This is a genomic window from Aeromonas sp. FDAARGOS 1405, from assembly GCF_019048265.1.
In the GTDB taxonomy this organism is placed as follows: Bacteria; Pseudomonadota; Gammaproteobacteria; order Enterobacterales; family Aeromonadaceae; genus Aeromonas; species Aeromonas veronii_A.
Genome location: NZ_CP077311.1, coordinates 2,407,140 through 2,430,059, shown reverse-complemented (window position 1 = coordinate 2,430,059; position 22,920 = coordinate 2,407,140). Strand labels below are relative to the sequence as shown.

The following is a 22,920-nucleotide window of genomic DNA, read 5'->3' as shown; positions in this document are numbered from 1 at the left end:
CCTTACGCCCCAACCTCATTGGGGCGTAAGGTTATATGTGTTTTACCTTCACATGTAAAGCCTTCAGAAGGCGTCGGTGACTATCTTGGGGGTCACGAAAATCAGCAATTCCCGCTTTTTGTTCTCGCTGGTGGTCTTGCGAAACAGGGCCCCCAATCCGGGTATATCGCCCAGCAAAGGCACCTTGGTCACATCACTTTTGATAGTCTGCTGATAGATGCCGCCGAGTACCAGAGTCTCACCATTGTTCACCAGCACCTGTGTCGTGATGGACTGAGCATTGATGGAAACCGCATCACCGGTACCGGTCGGTACGGTTTCGCCCTTGGTATCCTGGGTGACGGTCAGGTCGAGAATCACACGATTGTCAGGGGTGATCTGCGGTGTAACCTTCAGGCTCAGCACTGCCTTCTTGAAGGTGACCGAGGTTGCACCACTGGAAGAGGACTCCACATAGGGGATCTCGGTACCCTGTTCAATCAATGCCGGTTTCTGATTAGCCGTGGTCACCCTCGGACTGGCGATAATCTCGGCCTTGCTCTCTTTTTCCAGCGCCGACAACTCGAGATCCAGCAAGGTGCCATCAGCCAGACGGGCAACCTGGAATGCCAAAGTACCGGCAGCATTGGTCACCGGCAGGTTGACGTTCAACCGATCGTCAGCTGATGGCCGGGGATTGATAGCCGAACCGCCGTTGTTATTACCTGAGCCATCATTCCCCTCAATAGAGCCGGACGTGCTATTACCATGTCCATCATTCTTGGTCACCCCCCAACGCACGCCAAGCGCCTCATCAAAACCGTCGTCGATGGTCACCATGCGTGCTTCAATGACGACCTGCTTGACCGGAATATCCAGAATATCGAGCATCCGCTTGATGCTGCTGATCACTTCAGCCGTATCTTTGACCACCAACACGTTGGTGCGCTCATCCACACTCACCGCGCCACGTGGCGACAGCAACTTGGTACTCTCGGATGAGAGCAGAGCAGCTACTTCGGATGCTTTTGCATAGTTAATCTGCAAGTATTCGGTATATAACTGGGCCAAATCGGCCACCTGATTACGGCTCTCTAACTGCTGTTTCTCCCGTGCCGCAATCTCTTCAGCCGGAGCAACCAGCAGGATGTTGTTATCAAGCCGCTTATCCAGACCACGTACTTTCAAAATGATGTCAAGCGCCTGCTCCCAGGGCACACCATCCAGTCGTAATGTCAGATTGCCGGCTACAGAGTCGGTGGTCACCAGATTGAGGTTGTTGAAATCTGCGATAAGCTGCAGCACAGTACGGACTGGAATATCCTGGAAGTTCAATGAGATAGGCTTTCCTTGGTACTGCCTTGAGGACGCCGATGCCGCCTGACGTTTTTTCACCTCGATAATGAAAAGTTTATCGGCCTGATCGTAACGGTAATCAAATTGACCATTAACCGACAGTTCAAATAGAGTGTCACTGCCTTGTCGAGACACCTCAACCTGAGAGACCGGCGTTGCAAAATCCTGCACGTTGATCAGATTAAGCAAACCATCGGGCACCCTAGTGCCATGAAACTTGGCTAGTACGGTCTGGCCGCGGCTGCTCACATCGACGGCAGCCGAGCTGTTATCCAGCGTGACCAGAAACTCCCCCTGGCCATCCTTGCCACGACGAAAATCCACCCCAGTCACCGAGTTGAAATAGGCTCCACTCCCACCGTTCTGATAGTTGCTGAGCAATGGTTTACTGGCGGTAGGAGTAGCAACAGGGGAGCTGACAGGTGTAACAGGTAGTGACTTGGCAACTACCTGAGAATTGAGTAGTGCCGAGGGTGCTGGTGTGGCCAGCATTGCAGAGGACGCTGTTACAGCAGGAGCAATCAGAGCACTATCACCATTATTCAGGGCAGATGAGGTCCCATCCCCCAGGGAAACCAGCAACTTGTTACCCTGCTGCTGAACCTGATAGGGAGCCAGCTGATCGAGCGCAATTTTGATGTCAAGGCCAGCCCCCTTCCCTTCCACCTTAATATTGTCTACCCCCTGACGCTGAATAGGCAGCGGATTTACCTTGAGCGCCCCCACGGCTCCAGGCACATGCAGCAGAAGCTGATTAGGTTGATAAGAGAGGCGATCGGTAAAGCCACTCACAGGCTCGCTGAAGCTGAGCTCCAATTGCAACTGATCTGCCAACAATGGATTAACTTTTATCTCTTGCAAGGTTGCCACTGCCCAAGCCTGGCTGAAGGCACTGGCGCAAAACAGCAAAGCCACTTTTGTTAGACTGTCTATGGTTGTTCTCATTGCTGTTCGTCCCTGATTATTGTTTTTCTTGCATATTGGCCATCGCCAACTGGGTTTCTCTTGTTACCCAGCACCCCTTTCCATCCGGAATGGTTTCCAGCAAATCCACAGCCGTAGGAGTAATCTTGATGACTCGCCCCTGATCGAGCCCCATATACTGGTTGAGCCCGACCCGTATGGATTTTCCATCGGGTGTGCTGATCAGGGCCCACAACTGCCCGGCCTTGCCCAAAGAGCCATGCATTGACAAGCTGGCGAGGGAGTAGTTTTCCAGCACCTCTTTTTCTCTGTCCATCATAACCTGCGCGCAATCAGGTTTCACTTGGGAGGCATTCGCTCGTCCGACACTTGCTTCTGGTTGAGGCATCATGAAAGGGCTACGCAGGTCACGTTGTTGATAGTGCATGGGGGAAAACGGCTTCAACTGGGGTAACGGTTCAATCGGCACAGGAGGTCTTGCCTTGATTTGGGCAATATAGGAATCCATCTCCTCCTGACCACCACAGGCCGTCAGCAAGAGAGCAGGTAACAAGCAGCAGATGCGTCTCATTGTTTCTGCTCCACTGTTTTACCATTGTACTTATATGTTTTGGCAAGCATCGACATAGAAATCAGGTCTCCTGGATCCTTGCTCTGACTCAAGGTAAAGGAGTCGAGAATAACGATACGAGGCAAGGCCGCCATATCTGCTGTAAATTTGCCTATCTGATGATAATCACCCACTACCTCGATCCTCATAGGCAGTTCGGTAGAAAATTCGTGCTTGACTTCTGGTTCCCAGTTGATGCGATTCAGTTTCAAGCCATTATCGGTGGCAATAAAGCTGATATCGTCAAGCAAGCCGGCAACCTCATGGGTATTTGGGAGTTGTTTAAGCTGAGTATCGACCAACTGCTCGAGCTGGATCATTTGTGCCTTGTAGGCTCCCAGGTTGGCTGCCAGCATCGCCTTGCTTTCAAACTGACTTTTCAGCTCTGTCTCTCTGGCACTCTCGTTAGTCAGATTGCCCAATGAATTAGCTATCACATAGTAATAAATAGCACCACCAGTCAATACACAGCACAGCAGGATAAAGACCGCTTTAGCCCATTTTGGCCAGCTCGCGATGTCATTCAGATCAAGCTCGTTGAGTTGCTGAAGATTCATTTGCTCTCCTTGGCCATATCCCCGGCAGCCGCGGCGTTACTGGCAATCAGGAACATCATCGAGAATTGGCTCAACGATACCGGTGCGACCTCCGATGCAAAAATTGTGCTGATTTTTGACTGCCCCAACCAACCGGAGCCATCGATTCGACGCATCATGCTGGCCACTCGGCCATAAGCTTCTGTCTTGCCATTGACATCGATAATGTCGTTTTGCAATGAGAGGGTATTAAGATAAACCCCATTGGGTACCAGAGAGGGGAGCTGGTTAAAGAGGCGAACAGGCACATTCCTCCGCATCTGCAGATGTTCGATAAGCTGCATCCTATCGATCAGCTCTTTGCGACGCTCCTTGAGCAAACGAATCTCACCTAATTGCGCATCGAGGATGGTCATCTCCTGAACCAACCGCTGATTGCGCTGCTGCTGGGCGGTAATCTGGCGCTCGACCAGCCAGTTGGCAAAGAGACTCAGTGCGACAGTGACCAACACGAAAAGCCCAAGCAGGGCTCCGAACTGTTTCTTTTGACGCTGAGCCCGGGCCTCGCGCCAAGGGAGAAGGTTTATATTTGACATGGTGTAAAACTCCTCAGAGCCAACCCGAATGCCGTCATATATTTAGCTCCATGTACCAGGTCTGCGCTCCCTTTCGGCCTTCCAAACAGGGTGAACAAATCCGGATGAAACACCTCGCAGTTGGCTTCCTCTTTTACCTGTACCAACAAGCCAGGCAGCAAGCTGCCTCCCCCCGTCAGCACCAGTTTGGCTATATCGCGATAACCTGACGAGCTACAAAACAGCTGGATATTGCGCCGCACCTGTTGCAACAGCGAGTTGATATGTGGCATCAGCACGTCCAGCTCATGGTCAACAGGTAAAGTACCTTTGGTCTTGGCTTGTTCAGCCTCGTCAAGGGTCATGCCATAAAAGGATGAGATGGCCTGGCTATATTGATCACCGCCGAAATTCTGCAATCGAGAGTAGATCACCTCCCCCTTAACCAAGGCGGCGAAAGTCATGGCACTGGCACCAATGTCGATCACTCCGATCGGTCGCTCACTCTCCTGCAACTCGGGCAAACAGGCCACTACGGCTCGTCCAAGTGCATGTGCCCCCACATCTACTACCTTGACGGCAATGCCTGCCTCAGCGAGGGCACTGACACGACCATTGACACTCTCTGTTCGAGCGGCACTCAGCAGAACATCCTGACGATCTTCACTGGCATTGGTGCCCAGCACCTCAAAATCGAGACTGACTTCATCAAGGGGGAAGGGAATGATCTGCTCGGCCTCCAGCTGCACCTGGCTCTCCAACTCCTTGTCACCGAGACGGGCATCAATCTGAATTACCTTGGTGATCACGTTGGAACCAGTCACTGCAGTCGCTGCATAATCGCTATGGCCAGAGATAAGACGCTTGAGGTTTTTCAAAGATGGGCTGACCCGCTCGATATCCTGCAGCTGGTAGTCAACCAGTGTTCCTTTCGGGGTGACAACCTCGGCTACAGATTCAATATGCAGCTTGCCGGGACGGCCACTGAGCGTAACGGCCTTGATGGTCTGGCTACCGAAATCAATGCCCGCCAGGGGGAGGAGGGATCCCTTATTAAATAGCCCAAACATATACACATCCATGCGTTATTGGGTTTTATACCTGAATTGAGTGTAGGACACTCTATCATATGAGAGCTTGACCCATCCTAAATGCTCTAACTATCAATGTCATAAAGTTTATACCGAAAAGTGACCCACCTCGCTTTCTTGAGATAAAGGGAGGCACCTTGGTTATTGCTCACTGTAGTGCTAACCTCTCGCATCCTGTCGATGGGTGACTTGCCACAGGAAAACCTCGAATTCCAGATGGCAAAAGGGCTATACTCTGCGCCCGTTGGCTAAATTTAAGACGATTGGTAGTTCTTCCATGCTGAAATGGCTCGTTCGCCTGTTTATTGTCATGATGCTGGGTGCTGTGCTGGGTGTTGCCAGCCTCATCGGTATCTACTTCTATATCAAACCCCAACTGCCCGATGTCACCGCACTGCGTGATGTCAAACTGGCAACCCCGATGAGGGTCTACAGCCGAGATGGGGAGTTGATCGCCCAATATGGCGAAATCCGTCGCATTCCGTTGCGCCTGGATGAAATCCCCCAACCAATGATCGATGCCGTACTGGCAACCGAAGATGCCCGCTTCTACGAGCACCCCGGCATTGACCCCATCGGCATCATTCGCGCCGCCTCCGTCTGGGCCGTATCAGGTCATGCCCGTCAGGGTGCCAGCACCATTACCCAGCAGGTTGCCCGCAACTTCTTCCTGAGCAATGAGAAAACCATCATCCGCAAGATCAAGGAGGTCTTCCTGGCCTGGCGGATCGAGCAGAATCTCTCAAAAGACGAGATCCTCGAACTGTACCTCAACAAGATTCCTCTCGGTTATCGCTCCTTCGGGATCGGTGCTGCGGCTCAGGTTTATTTTGGTAAAGAGGTCAAGGATCTGGGGCTGGACGAGATCGCCATCATTGCCGGTCTGCCCAAAGCCCCCTCCATGCTCAACCCCATCCGCTCCCCCGAACGCGCCTTTGCTCGCCGCAACGTTGTGCTGGGCCGGATGCTGGAGACCGGCAAGATCACCCAGGCCCAATTTGACGAAGCCTCCAAAATGCCGATCAAGGCCCGTTTTCACGGCGCCGAAGTGACCCTGCACGCCCCCTATCTGGGGGAAATGGTTCGCCAGAAGATGGTCGAGCAGTTCGGTGAAGATGCCTACACCATGGGCCTGCACGTCTATACTACCGTCTCTGCCGAACGCCAGCGGGCGGCCAGACAGGCGCTGCTGGATGGCGTCTTTGCCTACGATATGCGTCACGGCTATCGTGGCCCGACGGCTCAGTTGTGGAAGGCTGGTGAGTCAGCCTGGGATTACGAGCAGATCGTGGCCCACCTTGGCAAGCAGCCCACTTATGATCCGCTGATGGCGGCCGTAGTTACCAAGCTCGGTGACCGGAGCGCAACGCTGGTACTGAAAAATGGCAAGGAAGCAGAGCTCGGCTGGAACGGCATTAAATGGGCCCGCTCCTTTATTACCGACGACCGTCAGAGCTATGCCCCGAAATCGGCGCGCGATGTACTGAAAGTCGGCGCCCAGATCTGGGTGCGGGAAGAGGGCGAAGAGTTGCTGCTGTCCCAAATCCCGGACGTCAACGCCGCGCTGGTTGCCATGAACCCGAAAAATGGGGCACTGGAAGCACTGGTCGGGGGGTTCAGCTTTGAGCTCTCCAAATTCAACCGGGTCGATCAAGCTCGTCGCCAGATTGGTTCCAATATCAAGCCTTTCCTTTATGCGACCGCGCTGGAGCACGGCTATACCTTGGCGTCGCTCATCAACGATGCGCCGATCAACCAGTGGGATCCGTCAAAAGGGCCCATGTGGCAGCCCAAGAACTCCCCGGCCGTTTATGATGGTCCCACCCCGCTGCGTCTGGGTCTGGCCAAGTCCAAGAACGTGATGTCGGTTCGACTGATGCGCGCCATCGGTCTGGATACCTATATAGAGGGTCTGACCCGCTTTGGCTTCCCTCGCGACTTCATCTCTCCCCATGAGTCGCTGGCACTGGGCGCTGCCGAATTCACCCCCCTCGAGGTGGTACGTGGTTACTCGGTACTGGCCAACGGTGGCTTCCTGGTGACACCATATTTCATCGACAAAGTGACCGACAGCCTGGAGAACACCCTCTATCAGGCCAATCCCGCCATCGCCTGCAGCAATTGCGAACAGCAGACGGCGTCCGAACAGAGCACACAGTCACAGCCAACTGTTGATGGTACAGCACAAGATGGCTCTCAGACTCCTCTCGCACCGCTCATAGCCCCGCATACCATAAGTGCCCAGAGCGCATTCCTGATCACCGACACCCTGAGCACAGCCATCTGGGGTGGCAACGGCTGGCGTGGTACCGGCTGGCGTGCAGCCCGCGACCTGAAGCGTCACGACATCTCCGGTAAAACCGGTACCACCAACGAATCGCGGGATGCCTGGTTCTCCGGCTACACCCCGGACATAGTCGCTACTTCCTGGATCGGTTTTGACAACCACCAACGTGGCCTTGGTCGTGCCGAATTTGGTGGTGGCGCCGCACAGCCTATCTGGATCGACTTCATGAAAGTCGCTCTCAAAAAGCTACCGGAGCACAAGATGCCGGTTCCCGAGGGGATCATGACGGTGAAGATTGACAGCGAAACAGGCCTGCTGGCGACCAGTGGTGGCACCGACGAATACTTCAAGGAAGGTACTGAGCCGACCCGTTACGCTGCGCCCAGCTCGGACGGCAATCAGGTCTACGGCGGCGACAACCCCGATATGGAAGGGCCTGTCTCTACCGACGATATCTTCTAGGTCGCTCTTGCGGCAGAAGCAGAACCGGCAGCCTTGGCTGCCGGTTTTTTATTGGGCCAACTGCTTGCGCATCAATGTAGCGATCGTGGCCGCCAACTCGTTGAAACAAGGGCGACGCACCGAGTAGTGGCGATAGAGCAGCGAGATAGTCCGCCCTGGCACCGGGTCGACCACGGGTCGATAACTGACTCCTCCCTCATCATGATCGGCAGGTACGGCCAGCTTTGGTACCAGAGTCATGCCGCTACCGGCAGCTACCATGTTGCGCAGGGTCTCGAGACTGGTCCCCTTGAAGCGTTGATCCTCACCTATCCCGCCGGCGAAACAGAATCCCATCGCCTGCTCCCGCAAACAGTGGCCATCGGCCAGCATCAGCAATTTCTTGCCCTTGAGATTGCCGAGTGGCACCTGTCTGGCCTGTGCTTCGGGGTGATGGCAAGGCACAGCCAACCACATCGGCTCGTGGTAGAGCTGGATTGAACCAAACCCCTCCATCCCCGGCATCTCGGCCAGAATGACGCAATCCAGCTCCCCCTCTTCCAGCCGTTTGAGCAGGGTTTGGGTCTGCTCCTCATAGAGATAGAACTCCAGCTGGGGAAAATGCTCACGCAGGGTCTGGATAATGCGGGGCAACAGGTAGGGGCCCACGGTCGGAATAAAACCGATATGGATCTCCCCGGACATCGGCTCGGAGAAGTGCTGACCGATGCTCTTGAGCTCGCGCACCTCCTTGAGCACCCGACGAGCCTGATGGGCCATGGCATCGCCAGCCGGGGTAAACAGCACCTTGCGCGAGGTACGTTCGATCAAAATGACCCCGAGTTCATCCTCCAGCTTGCGCAGCTGGCCGCTCAGGGTGGGTTGACTGACAAAGCAGCGTTCAGCGGCTTTGCGAAAATGTTTTTCCTCATCCAGCGCCACCAGATATTCGAGATCGCGAAGATTCATACAGCAAGAGTCCTGCCTGGAAAATGGGCCATCAGCATGCACAATATCACCCGGCGGAACAAGTCATCGGCTCGCTCTGGCCCTCGGAAATAACACAGCCCGATCACCTCGCGGCAATCGGGCTGTTTGACTCGACAAGGGATTACACCCTGAAACGGCGCACCATATCCTGCAACTGGCTGGCCAGATGGTTCAACTCATTGCAAGCTTGAGCCATCTGGGTGGCACCGGCGGCCACCTCTTCGGAGGCGTGGCTGATATTGACCACGTTGCGGTTGAGCTCCTCACTCACCGCCCCCTGCTCTTCGGTGGCTGTCGCAATCTGGATGTTCATGTGGGAGATGCTGCTGACCGAGCCACTGATCTGGGAAATGGACTCGCCCGCTTCCCGAGCGGTAGCTACCGTGGTGTTCATCAGCTCCTGACTCTGTTGCATGGTACTGCCCGCCTGTTCGGCACGCTGCTGCAACTCGGCAATGATGGTATTGATCTGGGAGGTGGAGTCCTGGGTTCGTTTGGCCAGAGTACGCACCTCATCAGCCACCACCGCAAAACCCCGTCCCTGCTCACCGGCCCGGGCCGCTTCAATCGCCGCGTTCAATGCCAGCAGATTGGTCTGTTCGGCAATGCCGCGGATCACCTCCAGCACCATGCCGATATTGCGGCTATCATCGCCCAGTTGGCGGATCACCACTGCAGTGCTCTCGATGGCCCCCGCTACCCGCTCGATGCGCAAAATAGAGTCATTAACAGTCTTGGCCCCAATCTCTGCGGTTTCGCTGGCCGAGGTGGCGGCACTGGCGGCATCGCTAGTGTTGCGAGAAACCTCCTGAACCGTAGCCTGCATCTCGTTCATCGCGGTTGCCAGCTGATTAAGTTCATGCTGCTGGGCACTCATGTTGGCCGCTGACTGCCTTGCTACCGAGCTCATCTCTTCGGTGGCCGAACTCAGTTGCACCACTGAGCCCGAGACTTCACTGACCAGGGTACGCAAATTGGTCTGCATCTCGCCAAACCCTTTGGCAAGAGTCCCCAGTTCATCATTGTTGAACTGTTGCATATCGATGCGGGAGGTAAGATCACCGGAGGAGACACGGCGGGTCTGCTCCAGCAGGGCCATCACCGGATTGCGGATCTGGGCGGTCAACAGCCAGGCAATCACCACCACAAAAGCCAGCGTCACCAGGCTGACAATAATGCTCATGGTTCTGGCATTGCTATACATGGCCGCAATGTCTTTCACCATCTCATCGGCAATCTCGTTATTGATCTCCCGCAAACGATAAGACTTGGCACCAACCTCTTCCAATGCGGCACGAGTCTCGTTTTTGCGCAGACTTCTGACTTTATCCAGATCGCCAGCAGCAAAGGCATTTAACAGCTGGTCATGTACCGAAAAATACTTGGCCCCCGCCGCAACCACCTGCTCATAAACCTGCTTCTCTTCACCAGTAGTGAAAGGTAAAGCACCATATTTTTGGGCTGCTTGCTCAAATTCCTGCTTGGCCTTATTGAAGGTCAGGGTGCGATCGCTTACCTCTTGCTCATCCTTGTTCAGGCCACCGATGACCTGGGCCAACTCTGAACGACGCGCATCCAGCACGGCAACATGCATCTGGCTCGCCAGACGAGTAGAAGGCAGTAAATTACCCGTGATGGTTTCGGTATCACCATAGAGCTTTGCCAGCTGGCTGATTGAAAACCAGGCCAAGCCCAGTACCAACAAGGCCAGGATGGCAAATCCGGCACTCAGTTTCTGGCCGATGGACATGTTTTTGAACATATAAGGGCTTCCTTGAAATGAGTCTTCACTCCCGCAACATCCACCGGGAATGGTCATATAGAGCATAGCCTGCACCCAGAAAGTAGAAGGATTTCATACCGTTTCTGTGATTGTTTGCCTATCGGCCCTGGACACCTTTCCTGAAGCGGTCTCGTGTTCAAATAACAGCCATCATGTCATTAGAGCCAGCAGATGCGTGCTCAGAGCATCCGGCTCCCCCAGAAAATCGGCAACCCGTACAGGCGTGACCCGCCCCTTGTGCATCAGCCCAAGGGTGGGATAACCCTGACCACCCAGCCGTTTCATCCAGCCCTGGCTATCTGCCAGATGTTGCAGCAATGGGGCCTGCAGATAGGCTTGCTGGAACGCGTCTTCACTGACCCCCTGCTCTGCCGCCAGCGTGGCGAGAAATGCCGGCTCACCAATCCAGATCCCGTCCCGATAGTGGGATTGCTGGATCCGGTGCAACATGGCCAACCCATCCCCCCCCAAGGCCGTGACGGCCAAAACCGCACGGATCGGCGGCTCGGAGTCCAGCAGACACCCTTCGCGCAGCAGCAGTTCGTTAAAGTAGCGCTCGCCAAAATGCTGGCCGGTCAGCGCCTCGATCCGCTGATCATGGGGGCGCACATAATCACGCAATGCCTCGCCCATAGGCTGACGGCGACTACCCAGCCAGAGACCGCCCGCATGCAGCTCGATCTTGAGCCCAGCAATGGTGGCTGCCGCCTGCAACAGGGGGGCGGCACCGTAGCACCAGCCACAGAGCGGGTCATAGACATAATGGAGGGTGGTTTGTTGTTCGCTCATCTTCATTCTCACTTCAATCTCGGATAAAAAACCGGGCCCTTAGGCCCGGTAAAAACACAGGGAAAGCAGGCTCAGTGGCTTACCACTTCATCTCGCCGGTATTGACCTTGGCACCGATGGCCAGACCATCGTCAACCGGCAGTGCCGGATAGGCTTTCTTCAGAGCCTCAATCAGCTCACCGGAGTTTTTCGCCTTGGCCAGCTCCTGTTCGAAACGCTCTACATAGTCACGGGTAAAGGTCACAGCAGCAGTGCCTTTGGGAGCAGTGCCCAGGAAGTGGCCCGGTACCACACGCTCGGGTTTCAGGGCCAGCAGGTTATCCAGCGCCTTGACCCAGTTGCTGCGAGCCGCTTTGGTCTGGCTGTCGGCCATCCAGACATGCACCCCGTGGTAGACCGGCACACCACCAAAAGCAGTCTTGATGGAAGGGGCCCAGAGGTAGGCATTCGGGGTATTCATCTCTTTGATTTCAATCTTCTCGCCATCCAGCGTCAGGTGGCTGGCGGTCATCACTTGCGGCACGGTCAGGCTCTTCGGTGCACCCTTGCCGAGGATCGGGCTCCAGTAGCTCAGCTTGGCATCCTTGGTCTTGTTGATATGGTCAACCACATGCTGGTCGGCCAGCACTTTGACATCCGGGAACGCCGCCATGACCGGCTCCAGACCGAAGTAGAAGTCGGGGTCACCGGCACTGATATAGACAGTGGTCAGCTTCTTGCCGCTCTTCTTGATCATGTCGACCAGCGCCTGACCATTTTGCACGTCGAACTGGGCATCGATCAGGATGGCCTCTTTGTCACCGGTCACCAGTGAGGAGGAGACCGGGAAGATCGCCTTCTCGCCAGGGTTGTAGACGGTCACGCTCAGGGGGGCGGCCAGTGCGGCGCCACTCAACAGGGTGGTCGCCAGAGTCAAGTTGCGGATCAGGGTGTTGTTCATCATCTATTCCTCATTAAGTATTCGGGGGTTCATTTGATGGACACAGTGTATTGGATCACTTAAGGTGCAAATACAGCATAAAAAGCGCATCACTGTTGCACATATCGAACATATAGAGAGCCATACATGGATCGACTGACCGCATTGCAGGTCTTTGTCAGCGTAGTCGAACAGGGGAGCCTGAGCGGCGCCGGAGAGAAACTGGATATGTCGCGCGCCATGGTGTCGCGCTATCTGGCCGAGCTGGAGAGCTGGATGGGCGCCCGCCTGCTGCACCGCACCACCCGTCGTCTGAGTCTGACCGGACCGGGAGAGGAAGCGCTGAACCGGGCCCGCGCCATGCTGGCGCTCGGCGAAGAGATGGAGCAGATCGCCGTGAAGGGGGATGACGCCCCCAAGGGACAACTGCGGATCACCAGCAGCTACTCCCTGTCGGAAGCCTTGCTGGTCGGGGCTGCTAACGACTATCTGGCGCAATACCCGGGGACGGCCATCGACATTCTGCTGCTCGACAGAACCATCAATCTGGTGGAGGAGCGGATCGATCTGGCGGTGCGCATCACCAACGACCTCGACCCCAATCTGGTGGCGCGTCGTCTCGGCACCTGCCACTCGGTAGTCTGTGCCAGCCCGGCCTATCTGGCCCGTCATCCAATGCCACACAAGGTGCAGGATTTGGCGCTGCACAACTGCCTCACCTACACCTACTTTGGCAAGAGCCTGTGGGAGTTCAATGGACCGGACGGTCCCGAGTCAGTGCCGGTCAGCGGTAACCTGAGCGCCAATATCTCCAACCTGCTTCTGGAAGCAACGCTTGAAGGTGCCGGGATCAGCCTGCAACCCCGCTACTCGGCACAACCCTATCTGGAGCGTGGGGAACTGGTGCCCCTGCTGACCGACTGGCAACCCAAGCGCCTCGGGGTCTACGGGGTGTATGCCACCCGCAAGCAGATGTCGCCACTGCTGCGCAGCTTCCTCGATTTTCTGCTGGCCCGCATGGCGGCGGATCCCATCTGGCAGGAGTAAGCACTCCGCACACCCAAACATAACGAAGGGGCCGCTGCGGGCCCCTTCTTCACTCTGATCCCTTGATCAGGCTTCAAATCCGAATGGTTCTGAGTGCGGCGCTTCCGGCTGCGCACTCTCGTCGAGGAAAATATCCCGATAAGCCACATAGATGGAGTAGTTGAGCGCCGGGATCACCACCAGCAGACCTACCAGTAACAGCACAGCGCCAAACAGCAACAACATGGCTGAGAGCAGTCCCCACCAGAAGAAGGGCCACATATTGCGCCAGCAGCCGAAGAAGCTCAGCCGTACCGCCTGGATGATGCCGATATCGTGGTGGTAGATCAGCGCCGGAGCAAAGGTGACCCCCATCAGCACGGGAATGATAAGCAGCATACCCACCAGCAATACCAGCAGCAGTTGTTGCAACTGGCTGGCTGAGACCACCATGCTCTCGGGATCCTGCGTCAGCAGCGGGAGCAGCCCCCACATGGAGAGCAGACCGAGACAGACGAGGCCCACCAGGCTGAACAGCAGCAACACCAGCAGACCGCCTAGCATCAGCGGGGTCAGCTTGTGGCGAAAACCGGCGAAGAGATCGGCAAACTGCAGCGGCTCCCCCCGATAACCCCGAGCGGCGACCGCCACCCAACCCGCGCCCCACACCATGTAGAGCAGCTGGGAGATAAGGCCACCCGCCGGCAGTTGCTCCAGCAGCATGCCCACCATAAACCAGACCAACACCATGGCCACGCTGATCCCCATACCCTTGTTGAAGATATCGAACCCGCTGCGAACCCAGAGCCAGCCACGACCTGTCGTGTACCGGGCCGGAGTGGTGCGCAAAGGGGGTAATCCGTTCATATCGTCTCCTCGGAGTGTCGGTGGCATCAGTGCCGGAAGCCGATTCTAGAGCTAGGGCGGGGGCGACTCAATGGCGAAGCGGCCCGACCACGACATAAAACCTGACGCAGCTATGCACAAAAGGGGCGTCAGCCACGCCCCGCCTCTGGCTGCCCCGACCATAACGAGGCACAATCTGCCCCCTTCCCCAGCCGCGCCTGTCGTGGCCAGCGTGCCGTGATCACCCTTTAGTGATCGACGAATGCCGGACAGGGGGTTGTCATCCCGCCATCCCGGGCGCTTTAACATCGAGTGGTATCGTCATGAGAGTTGTGTGTTGTCTGTTGTTGTTACTGGCCAGCCAGTCGGCCTTGGCCGAGGGTTTTATCAGTCGCCTGCTCAACCATCCGGTACCAGGTGGCGTTGCGGTGATCCCTCTTGGCGCGTCACCCACTGCCCCCACGGCCCGCTATCACGACAAGCCCGTGCTGGTAGTGCGCGAAGACAACCAGTGGATCGCCATCGTCGGCATCTCTCTGAAAAGCACGCCCGGCGCCCAGCAACTGACCACAGGTGATGGCCGTACTCTCGGCTTCACCGTGACCCCCAAGCACTACCGCGAGCAGCACATCAAGCTCAAGAACAGCCGTCAGGTCAATCCGCTCGCCGAGGATATGACCCGCATCAACCGAGAGCTGGCGGAGCAGACCCGGGCTTACCAGACCTTCAGCCCCAACCAGCCGAGCAACCTGCTGTTCGACAAGCCGGTCAACGGCCCCCTCTCCAGCCCGTTTGGCCTGCGTCGTTTCTTCAATGGCGAGGAGCGCAATCCCCACTCCGGCCTCGACTTCGCCGTGGACGCCGGCACCCCGATCAAGTCCCCCGCCGCCGGCAAGGTGATCCTGATCGGCAACTACTTCTTCAATGGCAATACCGTCTTTGTCGACCACGGTCAGGGGCTCATCAGCATGTTCTGCCACATGTCGAAGATCGATGTGAAGCTCGGCCAGAGCCTGCCGCGTGGCGGCATCGTCGGGCGAGTCGGTTCGACCGGCCGCGCTACCGGCCCCCATATGCACTGGAACGTCAGCCTCAACGACACCCGGGTCGATCCCGCCATCTTTATCGGTGCCTTCAAGCCCTGAATCGGCAGAGCCCGTTAACAAAACATCCTCTAACAAAACAGGCAGCCCATGGCTGCCTGTCTGCTATCTGCACGTCGAACCTGATTACCTATCCGGCCAGCGTGTGGGCGCCGGACTCCCGACGCATCGCCCGCCACATCACCAACACCAGCAATGAGCTGCACGTTGGCAATGCCAGCCAGACCCCGGGCACGCCCCACAGGGTCGAGAAACCCCACAAGAAACCGCCAATCAGCACCAGCTTGCCGCCGGTGAGCAGGGAGGCGATGCGGGCCCGATTGATGGCCTGAAAGTAGGTGGCCCCCACCAGCAGCAAGCCCTCCATCGGCAGCCCCCAGAAGTAGAGCCAGATCCCGAGGCTCGCCACCGGCAAGAGAGCCGCGTTGTCGCCGGCAAACAGATAAACAGCCGCCTCCGGCCAGAGGTAGAGCGGTACCATACCGCACAGCGCGATGGCCACCGTCACGGTCAGTGCCAGATTGCGTACCCGCAACACCCGCAGCCAGTTGCCTGCTCCCGCATTGAAGCTGGCGATAGGCTGAATGCCCATGGCGATCCCCTCAAAGATAAGATAGAAGAACGCCTCGGTATAACTGATCACCCCGTAGGCAGCCACATGCAGGGAGGTGCCTACGGCCAGCAGTGCCTTGTTGTGTAGTGCCAGCACCACCGAGAGGTACAGGTACATCAGAAAGCTCGACACTCCGAGACGCAGCGTCTCCCCCATCAGCCGCCAGTTTGGCATCAGGGTATCCCAACCAATCCGCAGCTTGCTGCGCGGGGTAAAGAAGTGCCACAGACAGAGCCCGCCGGTCACCGCCTGGGAGAGCATGGTTGCGATGGCGGCACCAGCCAGCCCCCACGGAATAACAGCCATCAGCAGATAGTCAAGCAGCACATTGAGCAGGCCGCCGCCGACCAGGATCCAGGTAGTGAGCCCCGGGCGCCCGTCATTGCGCAGCAAGGCGGTAAAGGCCATGGAGAGAATGGCAAAACCGCCGAGCCAGGCATACCAGTGCAGATAGGCCAGACCGGCGCTAAAAATCTCTCCTTCGGCCCCCATCCAGGCCAGCATGGTGTCGCCATGACGGATCCCGACGTAGGCAAGCAGCACCGCGGCCAGCAGCACCATCACCAGTGCATTGCCGACAATATGGCGGGCCTTCTGCTGCTCGCCGCGTCCCAGATGAAAGGAGACCAGGGCCGATGCGCCCATGCCTATCAGGGCGCCGACCGCATAGAGCACGGCACAAATCGGGTAAGCGAGCATCAGACCGGCCAGCCCGTCCTGACCCAGAATATGACCGACGAAGATGCCGTCTATGGTGACATAGATGCCGGTGACCAGCATGGCGGCCACAGTCGGCGTAACGTAACGCCAGAAAAGGCGAGATAGCGGGGCAGTGCCCAGATCAACGGCTGACATATGTGGCCCAGTGCAGAAAAAGCGCTAGGGATAATAGCGAAACGGCAGCATGACTTCCTGTTATTTGTGTTACGAATCATTAATATAGACTGCTTTACCCAGCGCCTGGCCCTGCTTTAGGCTAGGACCACCCTTTCTGAACGGAAACGAGCCTCATGTTGCAACGCCTGCTCACCTTTCTGCTGCTCTCTCTGCTCTTGCTTCCCGCGGCAAAAGCTGATGATGCCATTGCCCAGACCGAAGCCTTGCTGCAGAGCGTGCCCAAAAGCGACACCCCGGAAAACCAGAAGCTGCGGGAGAGCTACCAGCAGGCGCTGCAATATGCCAGAGAAGCGCTACGTTACCGGGAACAGAGCAAAGCCTATCAGCAGATCCTTATCGACTACCCCAAGGAGTCGGCACGGCTCAAGGAGAGCCTGCACAACTATCAGCCCCTCTCTCGTCCACCGCTCGCCACACTCAAGGAGGAGGCCCTACGCCAGGCAATTGGCCTGAGCAGCAACCGTCAACTCAATCTGCGCAAAGAGCGACAGGGGGTGATGGATAGCCTCAATCAGCTGGAAAGCACAGGTCAGGAGTATCACCTGCGGGTAGATGATCTGCGCAAACAGCTGCAGCTGACCCGCAGCCAGCTGGAACGACTGAGCTTCAGCAGCGAATCGGATCGGTTGCAGGAGTCCCAGCAACTGGTGACCAGAATGAAGGAGCAAAGTCTCTCAGACCGGATCCAGATGCTGGAGCTGGAGCAGCTTTCCGCCCAGCAGCGCAACGATCTTGGCAAGCTGAAACTGCAACAGCTCAATCTGGCCATCGCCGATGAGGATGAGTGGCAAGCCAGCTTGCTGGCCCAGCAGAACCAGCTGCGACGGGAGAAAACCGAGCTGGCACTCAAAGAGAGCGAGCGGCTGCGCAAGCAACTGACCACAGACATGCCGCTGCTGCTGGAGCAGCAGCAAAAAAACCAGGCGCTCTCGATCCAGCTCGGCACGCTGGAGGATCAGATTGAGCGGGTGCAGGACGAACAGCGCACCATCGACAAGAATCTGTTTGAGCTAAACGATCTGGTCAACTCGGTACGAGAACAGCTGGAGTGGCTGCAGATCAGTACGGCTTATGGTGAAAACCTTCGCAGCAAACTTTCCGACCTGCCAGCCTATTTCCCCCTCGACAAACTGGAGTCGGAGATCGTCAATGCCCGCATGGCCAAGTACCAGTACGAGAGCGAGCAGGATGGACTGAAGGACACCAACCTGTTGCGCGAGAAGTTGCTGTCCGGGGAGGAAGTGACACTGGATCGCCCACAATTGTCGGTGCTCGACAACCTGCTCAAGGCCCGTCGTCAACTGCTGACCCGACTAAACGATGCATCAGACACCCTGATCCAGGAACAGACCAGGCTCAAACTGCTCTATAGTCGCCAAAACAGCAAGATCGACGAAATCCGCGAACTCAGCGCCAGCCACCTGTTCTGGCTGCCGGATGTGCGCCCCTTTACGCCGCAGGTGATGCTCGGTATTCCTGCCGCGCTGGCCCTGGCCTTTAACCCGAACAACTGGCTGCAACTGCCCTATGCCATCGCCGAGAACAGTCCTATCACTCTCACCCTGGCAAGCCTTGGTCTACTGGTGCTGACCTGGAGCTGGATCAAACTGGCCCGCCATTTGAGCCAGTTCTGCGACTACATAGCACCGCGTATCGGCAAGGTGACCCAGGATAAATTCAGTCTCACCAGCCGCCTGCTGCTGCGCTCCCTGATTGCATCTTTGCCGCTGCCCGCAATGGTATTGATGGTTCGCGGCCTGCTCGAAGGGGCCTGGCAATACCCGTTCGCCGTTGCGATCGGGCGTGGACTTGGGGAAATATGGTTTCTGCTGCTGGCACTGGTGATGGCCCGTCACCTGACGCTCGAGCGGGGGATCCTGATCCTTCACTTCCGCTGGCCAAAAGAGCGGGTCCAGCAGGTATGGAACCAGTTTCGAACCCTGCTGCTGGTGCTGATCCCTAGCTTCTTCGTGCAGGGGATGGCCAACAGCTATCAGGAGCACGCCTTCTACGACTCCCTCGGCCGGATGGCCTTCATGATCGGCGCGCTCTGGCTGCTGCTTTTCTTTGCCCGCCTCAACCGGGAGCGACTACCGCTCACCTGGGGCCAGAGTGACATGACCAAGCCCCACCTGCTGCATCATTTCATCTGGAACAGCCTGATGCTGGCACCATTGCTGGCGGTGATTGGCTCCCTGTTTGGCTACTTCTATACCTCGCGTACCCTGCTGCGCCAGCTGGAGCTGAGCCTGCTGATGGGGCTGGGCTGCCTGCTCATCTACTATCTGGCCAGACGCTGGATGCTGATCCAGCGCCGCCGCCTTGCCTTCGAGCGTGCCAAGAGCAAGCGGGCCGAGATGCTGGCCCAGCGCGGCCGTGACGACAATCAGGAGGAGCTAAGTTCGGAGATCCCCGATGTGGTGGAAGAGACTGAGCTGGACCTCGACACCATCAGCGCCCAGTCGCTGGGGCTGGTGCGCACCCTGCTGATGCTCGGCTTCACCATGCTGGTGGTAGTGCAATGGTCGGATCTCAACTCGGCGTTCAGCTTCCTCAGCAATATCGAGGTATGGCAGGTGAGCAGCAAGATTGGTGGCATCGAGCAGCTCTCCGCCATCACCCTGCAGGATCTGATGCTGACCGCCTTCGTCTTCATCCTGACCGTAGTGACCTCCCGCAACCTGCCGGGGCTGATGGAGCTGACCCTGCTTCAGCACCTCAGCCTCTCTCCCGGAACCGGCTTTGCACTCACCACGATCAGCAAGTATCTGGTGATCCTCGTTGGCGCCCTCACCGGTTTCTCCATGCTCGGTATCGACTGGTCGAAGACCCAGTGGCTGGTAGCCGCCCTCTCGGTAGGGCTGGGTTTCGGCCTGCAGGAGATCTTCGCCAACTTTGTTTCCGGCCTCATCATCCTGTTCGAGAAACCAATCCGGCTCGGTGACACTGTTACTATTCGCGATCTCACCGGCACCGTCACCAAGATCAAAACCCGGGCGACCACCATAGTGGATTGGGATCGCAAGGAGATCATCGTGCCCAACAAGGCCTTTATCACCGAGCAGTTCATCAACTGGTCGCTCTCCGATGCGATAACCCGGGTCAAACTGCGTATCCGGATCGGTCTGACCCGTGATCCGAAACTGGTGCAACGTATTCTTGAGGAGGCGATCCATGCCTCTACTTTGGTACTGGAGACCCCCAGTCCGGAAGTATTCCTGATCGAATTCACCGACTCGGCGCTGATCTACGAGATCCGCCTCTACGTCAACAACATGGATCACCGGATGCCCATCACTCACGAGGTTCACTCGCTGGTGCTGGAGAAGATGCAACAGCAGGGACTTACCCTGCCCCATCAACAGATCGACATTCACCTGAGCCGCGGCTGATCCGCGAGTTGAAAGGAGCAGAACATGCAGATTATTGCCCACCGTGGCGCCAGCGGCCTGGCCCCCGAAAACACTCTCAAGGCGATGGCCAAAGCGCTGGAGCTGGGAGCATCAGCCATCGAGATCGACGTGCAGACGGCCGATGGCGAGTTGTGGGTCTTCCACGACCGGCGGCTGGAGCGCTGCACCAATGGCAAGGGGGTGCTGACCGAGCAATCCCGCTCCTATCTGGAGCAGCTCGATGCCGGTGAGGGAGAGGTGCTCCCGACCCTGTGGCAGGTGATGGAGATCATCGCCGGACGCTGCGAGCTGCATATCGAGCTCAAGGGGGCCCATAGCGCCGATGCGGTGGCAGACCTGACCCGACGGGCAGAGGCCGAGCTGGGCTTTACTCCCGGCCAGTGGGTGGTCTCCTCCTTCCATCACCCGGAGCTGGCCCGATTTGCCGCCTTGCGGCCCGATATCCGGCTCGGTGCTCTGACCGCCAGCCTGCCGCTCAACCTGGCGCAGTTTGCCGACGAGCTGGGGGCCTGGTCCATCAATTGCGATGTTGATTTTATCGATGCCGCGCTGGTCGATGATGCACATCGCCGGGGGCTCAAAGTTCTGGTTTATACCGTTGATTATCCAGAAGATTATGAAACGCTCTCTAGCATGGGGGTCGATGGAATCTTCACCAATCGACCAGATCGTTTTCTGACGCAGTGAGGGGGCGACACACGCATGGATAACCACTGATTTAGGCACTAACTTTAAATAGCTGACCGGGATACAAAGAGTTCAACTTCAGCCGATAAACAGAGGCTCATAACAATAACTAGATTCCACACACACTTCAGACTGACGCTCACAAGGATGTAACTATGAACTTATCCATTAAAAACAAGCTTGTTCTGGCTATCGGGGTCATCATTCTGGTGATCACCGGCCTGCAGGTCTGGTACAACACCTCGCAACTGCGCAGCGAGACCCAGCGACTGGTCTGGAATATCATCGACGAAAGCTCCATGGCCAACGTCAAGGGGATCTCCCGCTGGGTCGACGCCCGGATCAGCATGGTCAGCACCACCAAGGAAGCATTCGCCAAAGAAGATGAGCCCATCAGTCATCTGGCCCAGTCCATGAATGCCGGTGGCTTCGACCTGGTCTATGCCGGTACCGCAGACGGCAAAATGATTCAGAGCAAACCAACCGACTTGCCCGCCGGTTATGACCCCCGTCAACGCCCCTGGTACAAGGACGCGGCCGCCGCAGGCAAGCTGGTCATTACAGCCCCCTATGCCGACATCTCCACCGGCCAGCTGATTGTCACCATTGCCGAGCCGTTCCAGCGCGGCAATACCCAGGGGGTCATCGCCGGTGACGTCTCCATCAGCTCACTGATCTCGGACATTCTGGCGGTCACCACCGAGGGCACCTACGCCATGCTGGTGGACAGCAATGGCACCATCATCGCTCACCCCGATGCCTCCCTGAGCCTGAAACCCGCCACTGCGTTAGCCCCTGAGTTGACCGCATCTTACATCAACCAGATAGCTCATGACGGTACGATCAACGAGCTGGTGATCAGCGGCAAGAAAGAGGTCTTTGACTTTAACGCCATCCCCAATACCAACTGGTATTACGGCATGATGGTGGATGAGGAAACCGCCTACCAGTCAGTCCGCAGCATGGTCACCTCTTCCCTTATCCAGGGGCTTATCACCATACTGATCGTGGCTGGTTTCTCCTATGTCGCCATCAACGGCTCGCTGGCGCCCCTGAAAACGCTGGGCGAAGCGATTGCCGATCTCTCACGCGGTAACGGCGACTTGACCCGTCGCATCAAGATTGAGCGTGAGGATGAGGTAGGCGCGGTTGCCAAACACGTCAACACCTTCATCGATCGGATCCATGTAATGGTGCAGGATATCTCCAACTCTTCCGGCCAACTCAACCAGCAAGCCAAGTCCTCCCACAGCATGGCGGAGAAGGCGAATCAGGGGCTGGCACGCCAGCAAAACGAGATCTCCCAGATCGCCACGGCTGTCCATGAGATGTCCGCCACTGCCGTTGAAGTGGCCAGCAACGCCGAACAGACCGCCGAAGCTGCCCGATCCTCTAGCAGCAGCTGTGAACATGGCAAGCAGGTCATCGCCCGCAACCAGCGTTCCATCACCGATCTGGCGACTCAGGTCGAGCAGGCATCCAACATCATTCAAGAGCTGGAGAAGAACGCGCAGGAGATCAATACCATCCTCTCCACCATTCAGGGCATCGCCGAGCAGACCAACCTGCTGGCACTGAACGCTGCTATTGAAGCTGCTCGTGCCGGCGAGCAGGGCCGTGGCTTTGCGGTGGTTGCAGACGAGGTACGGGTGCTGTCACAGCGTACTCACAGCTCCACCGTCGAGATCCGCAGCATGATCGAAACCCTGCAGCGCAATACCCAGGGTGCGGTCAGTACCATGCATGAAGGGCAGTTGCTGGCTCAGAACAGCGTGGATGATGCCAACAACGCCACCCAGGCGCTGGAGCAGATCACCGCTTCCATCAACCAGATCTCCGACATGGCGACCCAGATCTCCAGCGCCGCCGAGGAGCAACGAGCCGTTACTGACGAGGTCAGCCGCAACATTCAGGCGGTGAAAGATGTCTCGGACGAACTGGCCGTAGATGCCGACAGCTCACGCCATCTCTCTGAACAACTTAAAAATATTTCGGGTGAATTGAGTAATCAGGTCGGTATGTTCCGTATCTGACGATGATAAAAAAGGGGCCGTA

The 22,920-nt window shown here is 57.0% G+C and carries 17 protein-coding genes; 6 read left to right on the top strand and 11 right to left on the bottom strand.

The annotated features are described in order from the left end of the window. Window positions 1-63: 63 nt before the first annotated feature. From I6L35_RS11530 to tapM, 5 genes are read right to left on the bottom strand one after another with little or no spacing between them, the layout of a single operon-like run. Entirely contained in the window at window positions 64-2,280 is a 2,217-nt protein-coding gene (locus I6L35_RS11530) for a type IV pilus secretin PilQ (protein WP_005347911.1), read from the bottom strand. Between the two features lie 16 nt (window positions 2,281-2,296). Then, window positions 2,297-2,830: a pilus assembly protein PilP gene (locus tag I6L35_RS11525; protein ID WP_216978213.1), complete on the bottom strand. Its 534-nt coding sequence runs from the start codon at window positions 2,828-2,830 to the stop codon at window positions 2,297-2,299. Then, entirely contained in the window at window positions 2,827-3,426 is a 600-nt protein-coding gene (gene tapO / locus I6L35_RS11520) for a PilO family type IV pilus biogenesis protein TapO (protein WP_005347920.1), read from the bottom strand. Before tapO ends, I6L35_RS11525 begins: the two co-directional genes overlap by 4 nt. Beyond that, window positions 3,423-4,001, bottom strand: coding sequence for a PilN family type IV pilus biogenesis protein TapN (tapN, locus tag I6L35_RS11515; protein ID WP_216978212.1), 579 nt, complete (start codon window positions 3,999-4,001; stop codon window positions 3,423-3,425). Before tapN ends, tapO begins: the two co-directional genes overlap by 4 nt. After that, entirely contained in the window at window positions 3,989-5,050 is a 1,062-nt protein-coding gene (tapM, locus tag I6L35_RS11510) for a PilM family type IVa pilus assembly protein TapM (RefSeq protein WP_302056548.1), read from the bottom strand. Before tapM ends, tapN begins: the two co-directional genes overlap by 13 nt. 298 nt (window positions 5,051-5,348) lie before the next feature. Between tapM and I6L35_RS11505 the strand changes: the two genes are divergently transcribed. After that, window positions 5,349-7,820 (top strand): penicillin-binding protein 1A, encoded by a 2,472-nt coding sequence (locus tag I6L35_RS11505; protein WP_216978210.1) that lies wholly within the window; start codon window positions 5,349-5,351, stop codon window positions 7,818-7,820. Between the two features lie 48 nt (window positions 7,821-7,868). Here I6L35_RS11505 and oxyR read toward each other — a convergent pair whose 3' ends face one another. The 4 genes from oxyR to I6L35_RS11485 form a co-directional block, all read right to left on the bottom strand. Further along, entirely contained in the window at window positions 7,869-8,768 is a 900-nt protein-coding gene (gene oxyR, locus I6L35_RS11500) for a DNA-binding transcriptional regulator OxyR (protein WP_216978209.1), read from the bottom strand. Window positions 8,769-8,910: 142 nt separating this feature from the next. Then, window positions 8,911-10,551, bottom strand: coding sequence for a methyl-accepting chemotaxis protein (locus tag I6L35_RS11495; protein WP_216978208.1), 1,641 nt, complete (start codon window positions 10,549-10,551; stop codon window positions 8,911-8,913). 171 nt (window positions 10,552-10,722) lie between these two features. Continuing rightward, window positions 10,723-11,367, bottom strand: coding sequence for a DsbA family protein (locus I6L35_RS11490; protein ID WP_216953053.1), 645 nt, complete (start codon window positions 11,365-11,367; stop codon window positions 10,723-10,725). Window positions 11,368-11,440: 73 nt separating this feature from the next. Further along, window positions 11,441-12,301: a Vmh family MBL fold metallo-hydrolase gene (locus I6L35_RS11485; protein ID WP_026035063.1), complete on the bottom strand. Its 861-nt coding sequence runs from the start codon at window positions 12,299-12,301 to the stop codon at window positions 11,441-11,443. Between the two features lie 126 nt (window positions 12,302-12,427). Between I6L35_RS11485 and I6L35_RS11480 the strand changes: the two genes are divergently transcribed. Beyond that, on the top strand, window positions 12,428-13,327 hold the full coding sequence (locus I6L35_RS11480) for a LysR family transcriptional regulator (RefSeq protein WP_216978207.1): 900 nt from the start codon (window positions 12,428-12,430) through the stop codon (window positions 13,325-13,327). A gap of 66 nt (window positions 13,328-13,393) precedes the next feature. On the opposite strand, the gene I6L35_RS11475 is transcribed toward I6L35_RS11480, so the two are convergent. Beyond that, window positions 13,394-14,173, bottom strand: a complete 780-nt coding sequence (locus tag I6L35_RS11475) for a BPSS1780 family membrane protein (protein ID WP_005362278.1) — start codon at window positions 14,171-14,173, stop codon at window positions 13,394-13,396. A gap of 302 nt (window positions 14,174-14,475) precedes the next feature. On the opposite strand from I6L35_RS11475, the gene I6L35_RS11470 reads away from it, so the two are divergent. Continuing rightward, a complete protein-coding gene (locus I6L35_RS11470; RefSeq protein WP_216978206.1) occupies window positions 14,476-15,297 on the top strand; it encodes a peptidoglycan DD-metalloendopeptidase family protein in 822 nt (273 codons plus the stop codon). Window positions 15,298-15,385: 88 nt separating this feature from the next. On the opposite strand, the gene I6L35_RS11465 is transcribed toward I6L35_RS11470, so the two are convergent. Beyond that, a complete protein-coding gene (locus tag I6L35_RS11465; protein ID WP_216978205.1) occupies window positions 15,386-16,723 on the bottom strand; it encodes an MATE family efflux transporter in 1,338 nt (445 codons plus the stop codon). Between the two features lie 155 nt (window positions 16,724-16,878). Here I6L35_RS11465 and mscM point away from each other — a divergent pair, with 155 nt between their 5' ends. The 3 genes from mscM (at window position 16,879) to I6L35_RS11450 (ending at window position 22,898) form a co-directional block, all read left to right on the top strand. Next, the gene (gene mscM, locus I6L35_RS11460; protein WP_216978204.1) at window positions 16,879-20,157 is read left to right on the top strand and encodes a miniconductance mechanosensitive channel MscM; all 3,279 of its coding nucleotides are present in this window, start codon (window positions 16,879-16,881) and stop codon (window positions 20,155-20,157) included. A gap of 24 nt (window positions 20,158-20,181) precedes the next feature. Then, window positions 20,182-20,865 carry a glycerophosphodiester phosphodiesterase gene (locus I6L35_RS11455; protein ID WP_216978203.1) on the top strand — a complete coding sequence of 228 codons (684 nt, stop codon included), beginning with the start codon at window positions 20,182-20,184 and terminating at the stop codon, window positions 20,863-20,865. A gap of 155 nt (window positions 20,866-21,020) precedes the next feature. Further along, complete coding sequence (locus I6L35_RS11450) at window positions 21,021-22,898, top strand: methyl-accepting chemotaxis protein (RefSeq protein WP_216978202.1); 1,878 nt, start codon at window positions 21,021-21,023, stop codon at window positions 22,896-22,898. Window positions 22,899-22,920 lie beyond the last annotated feature (22 nt).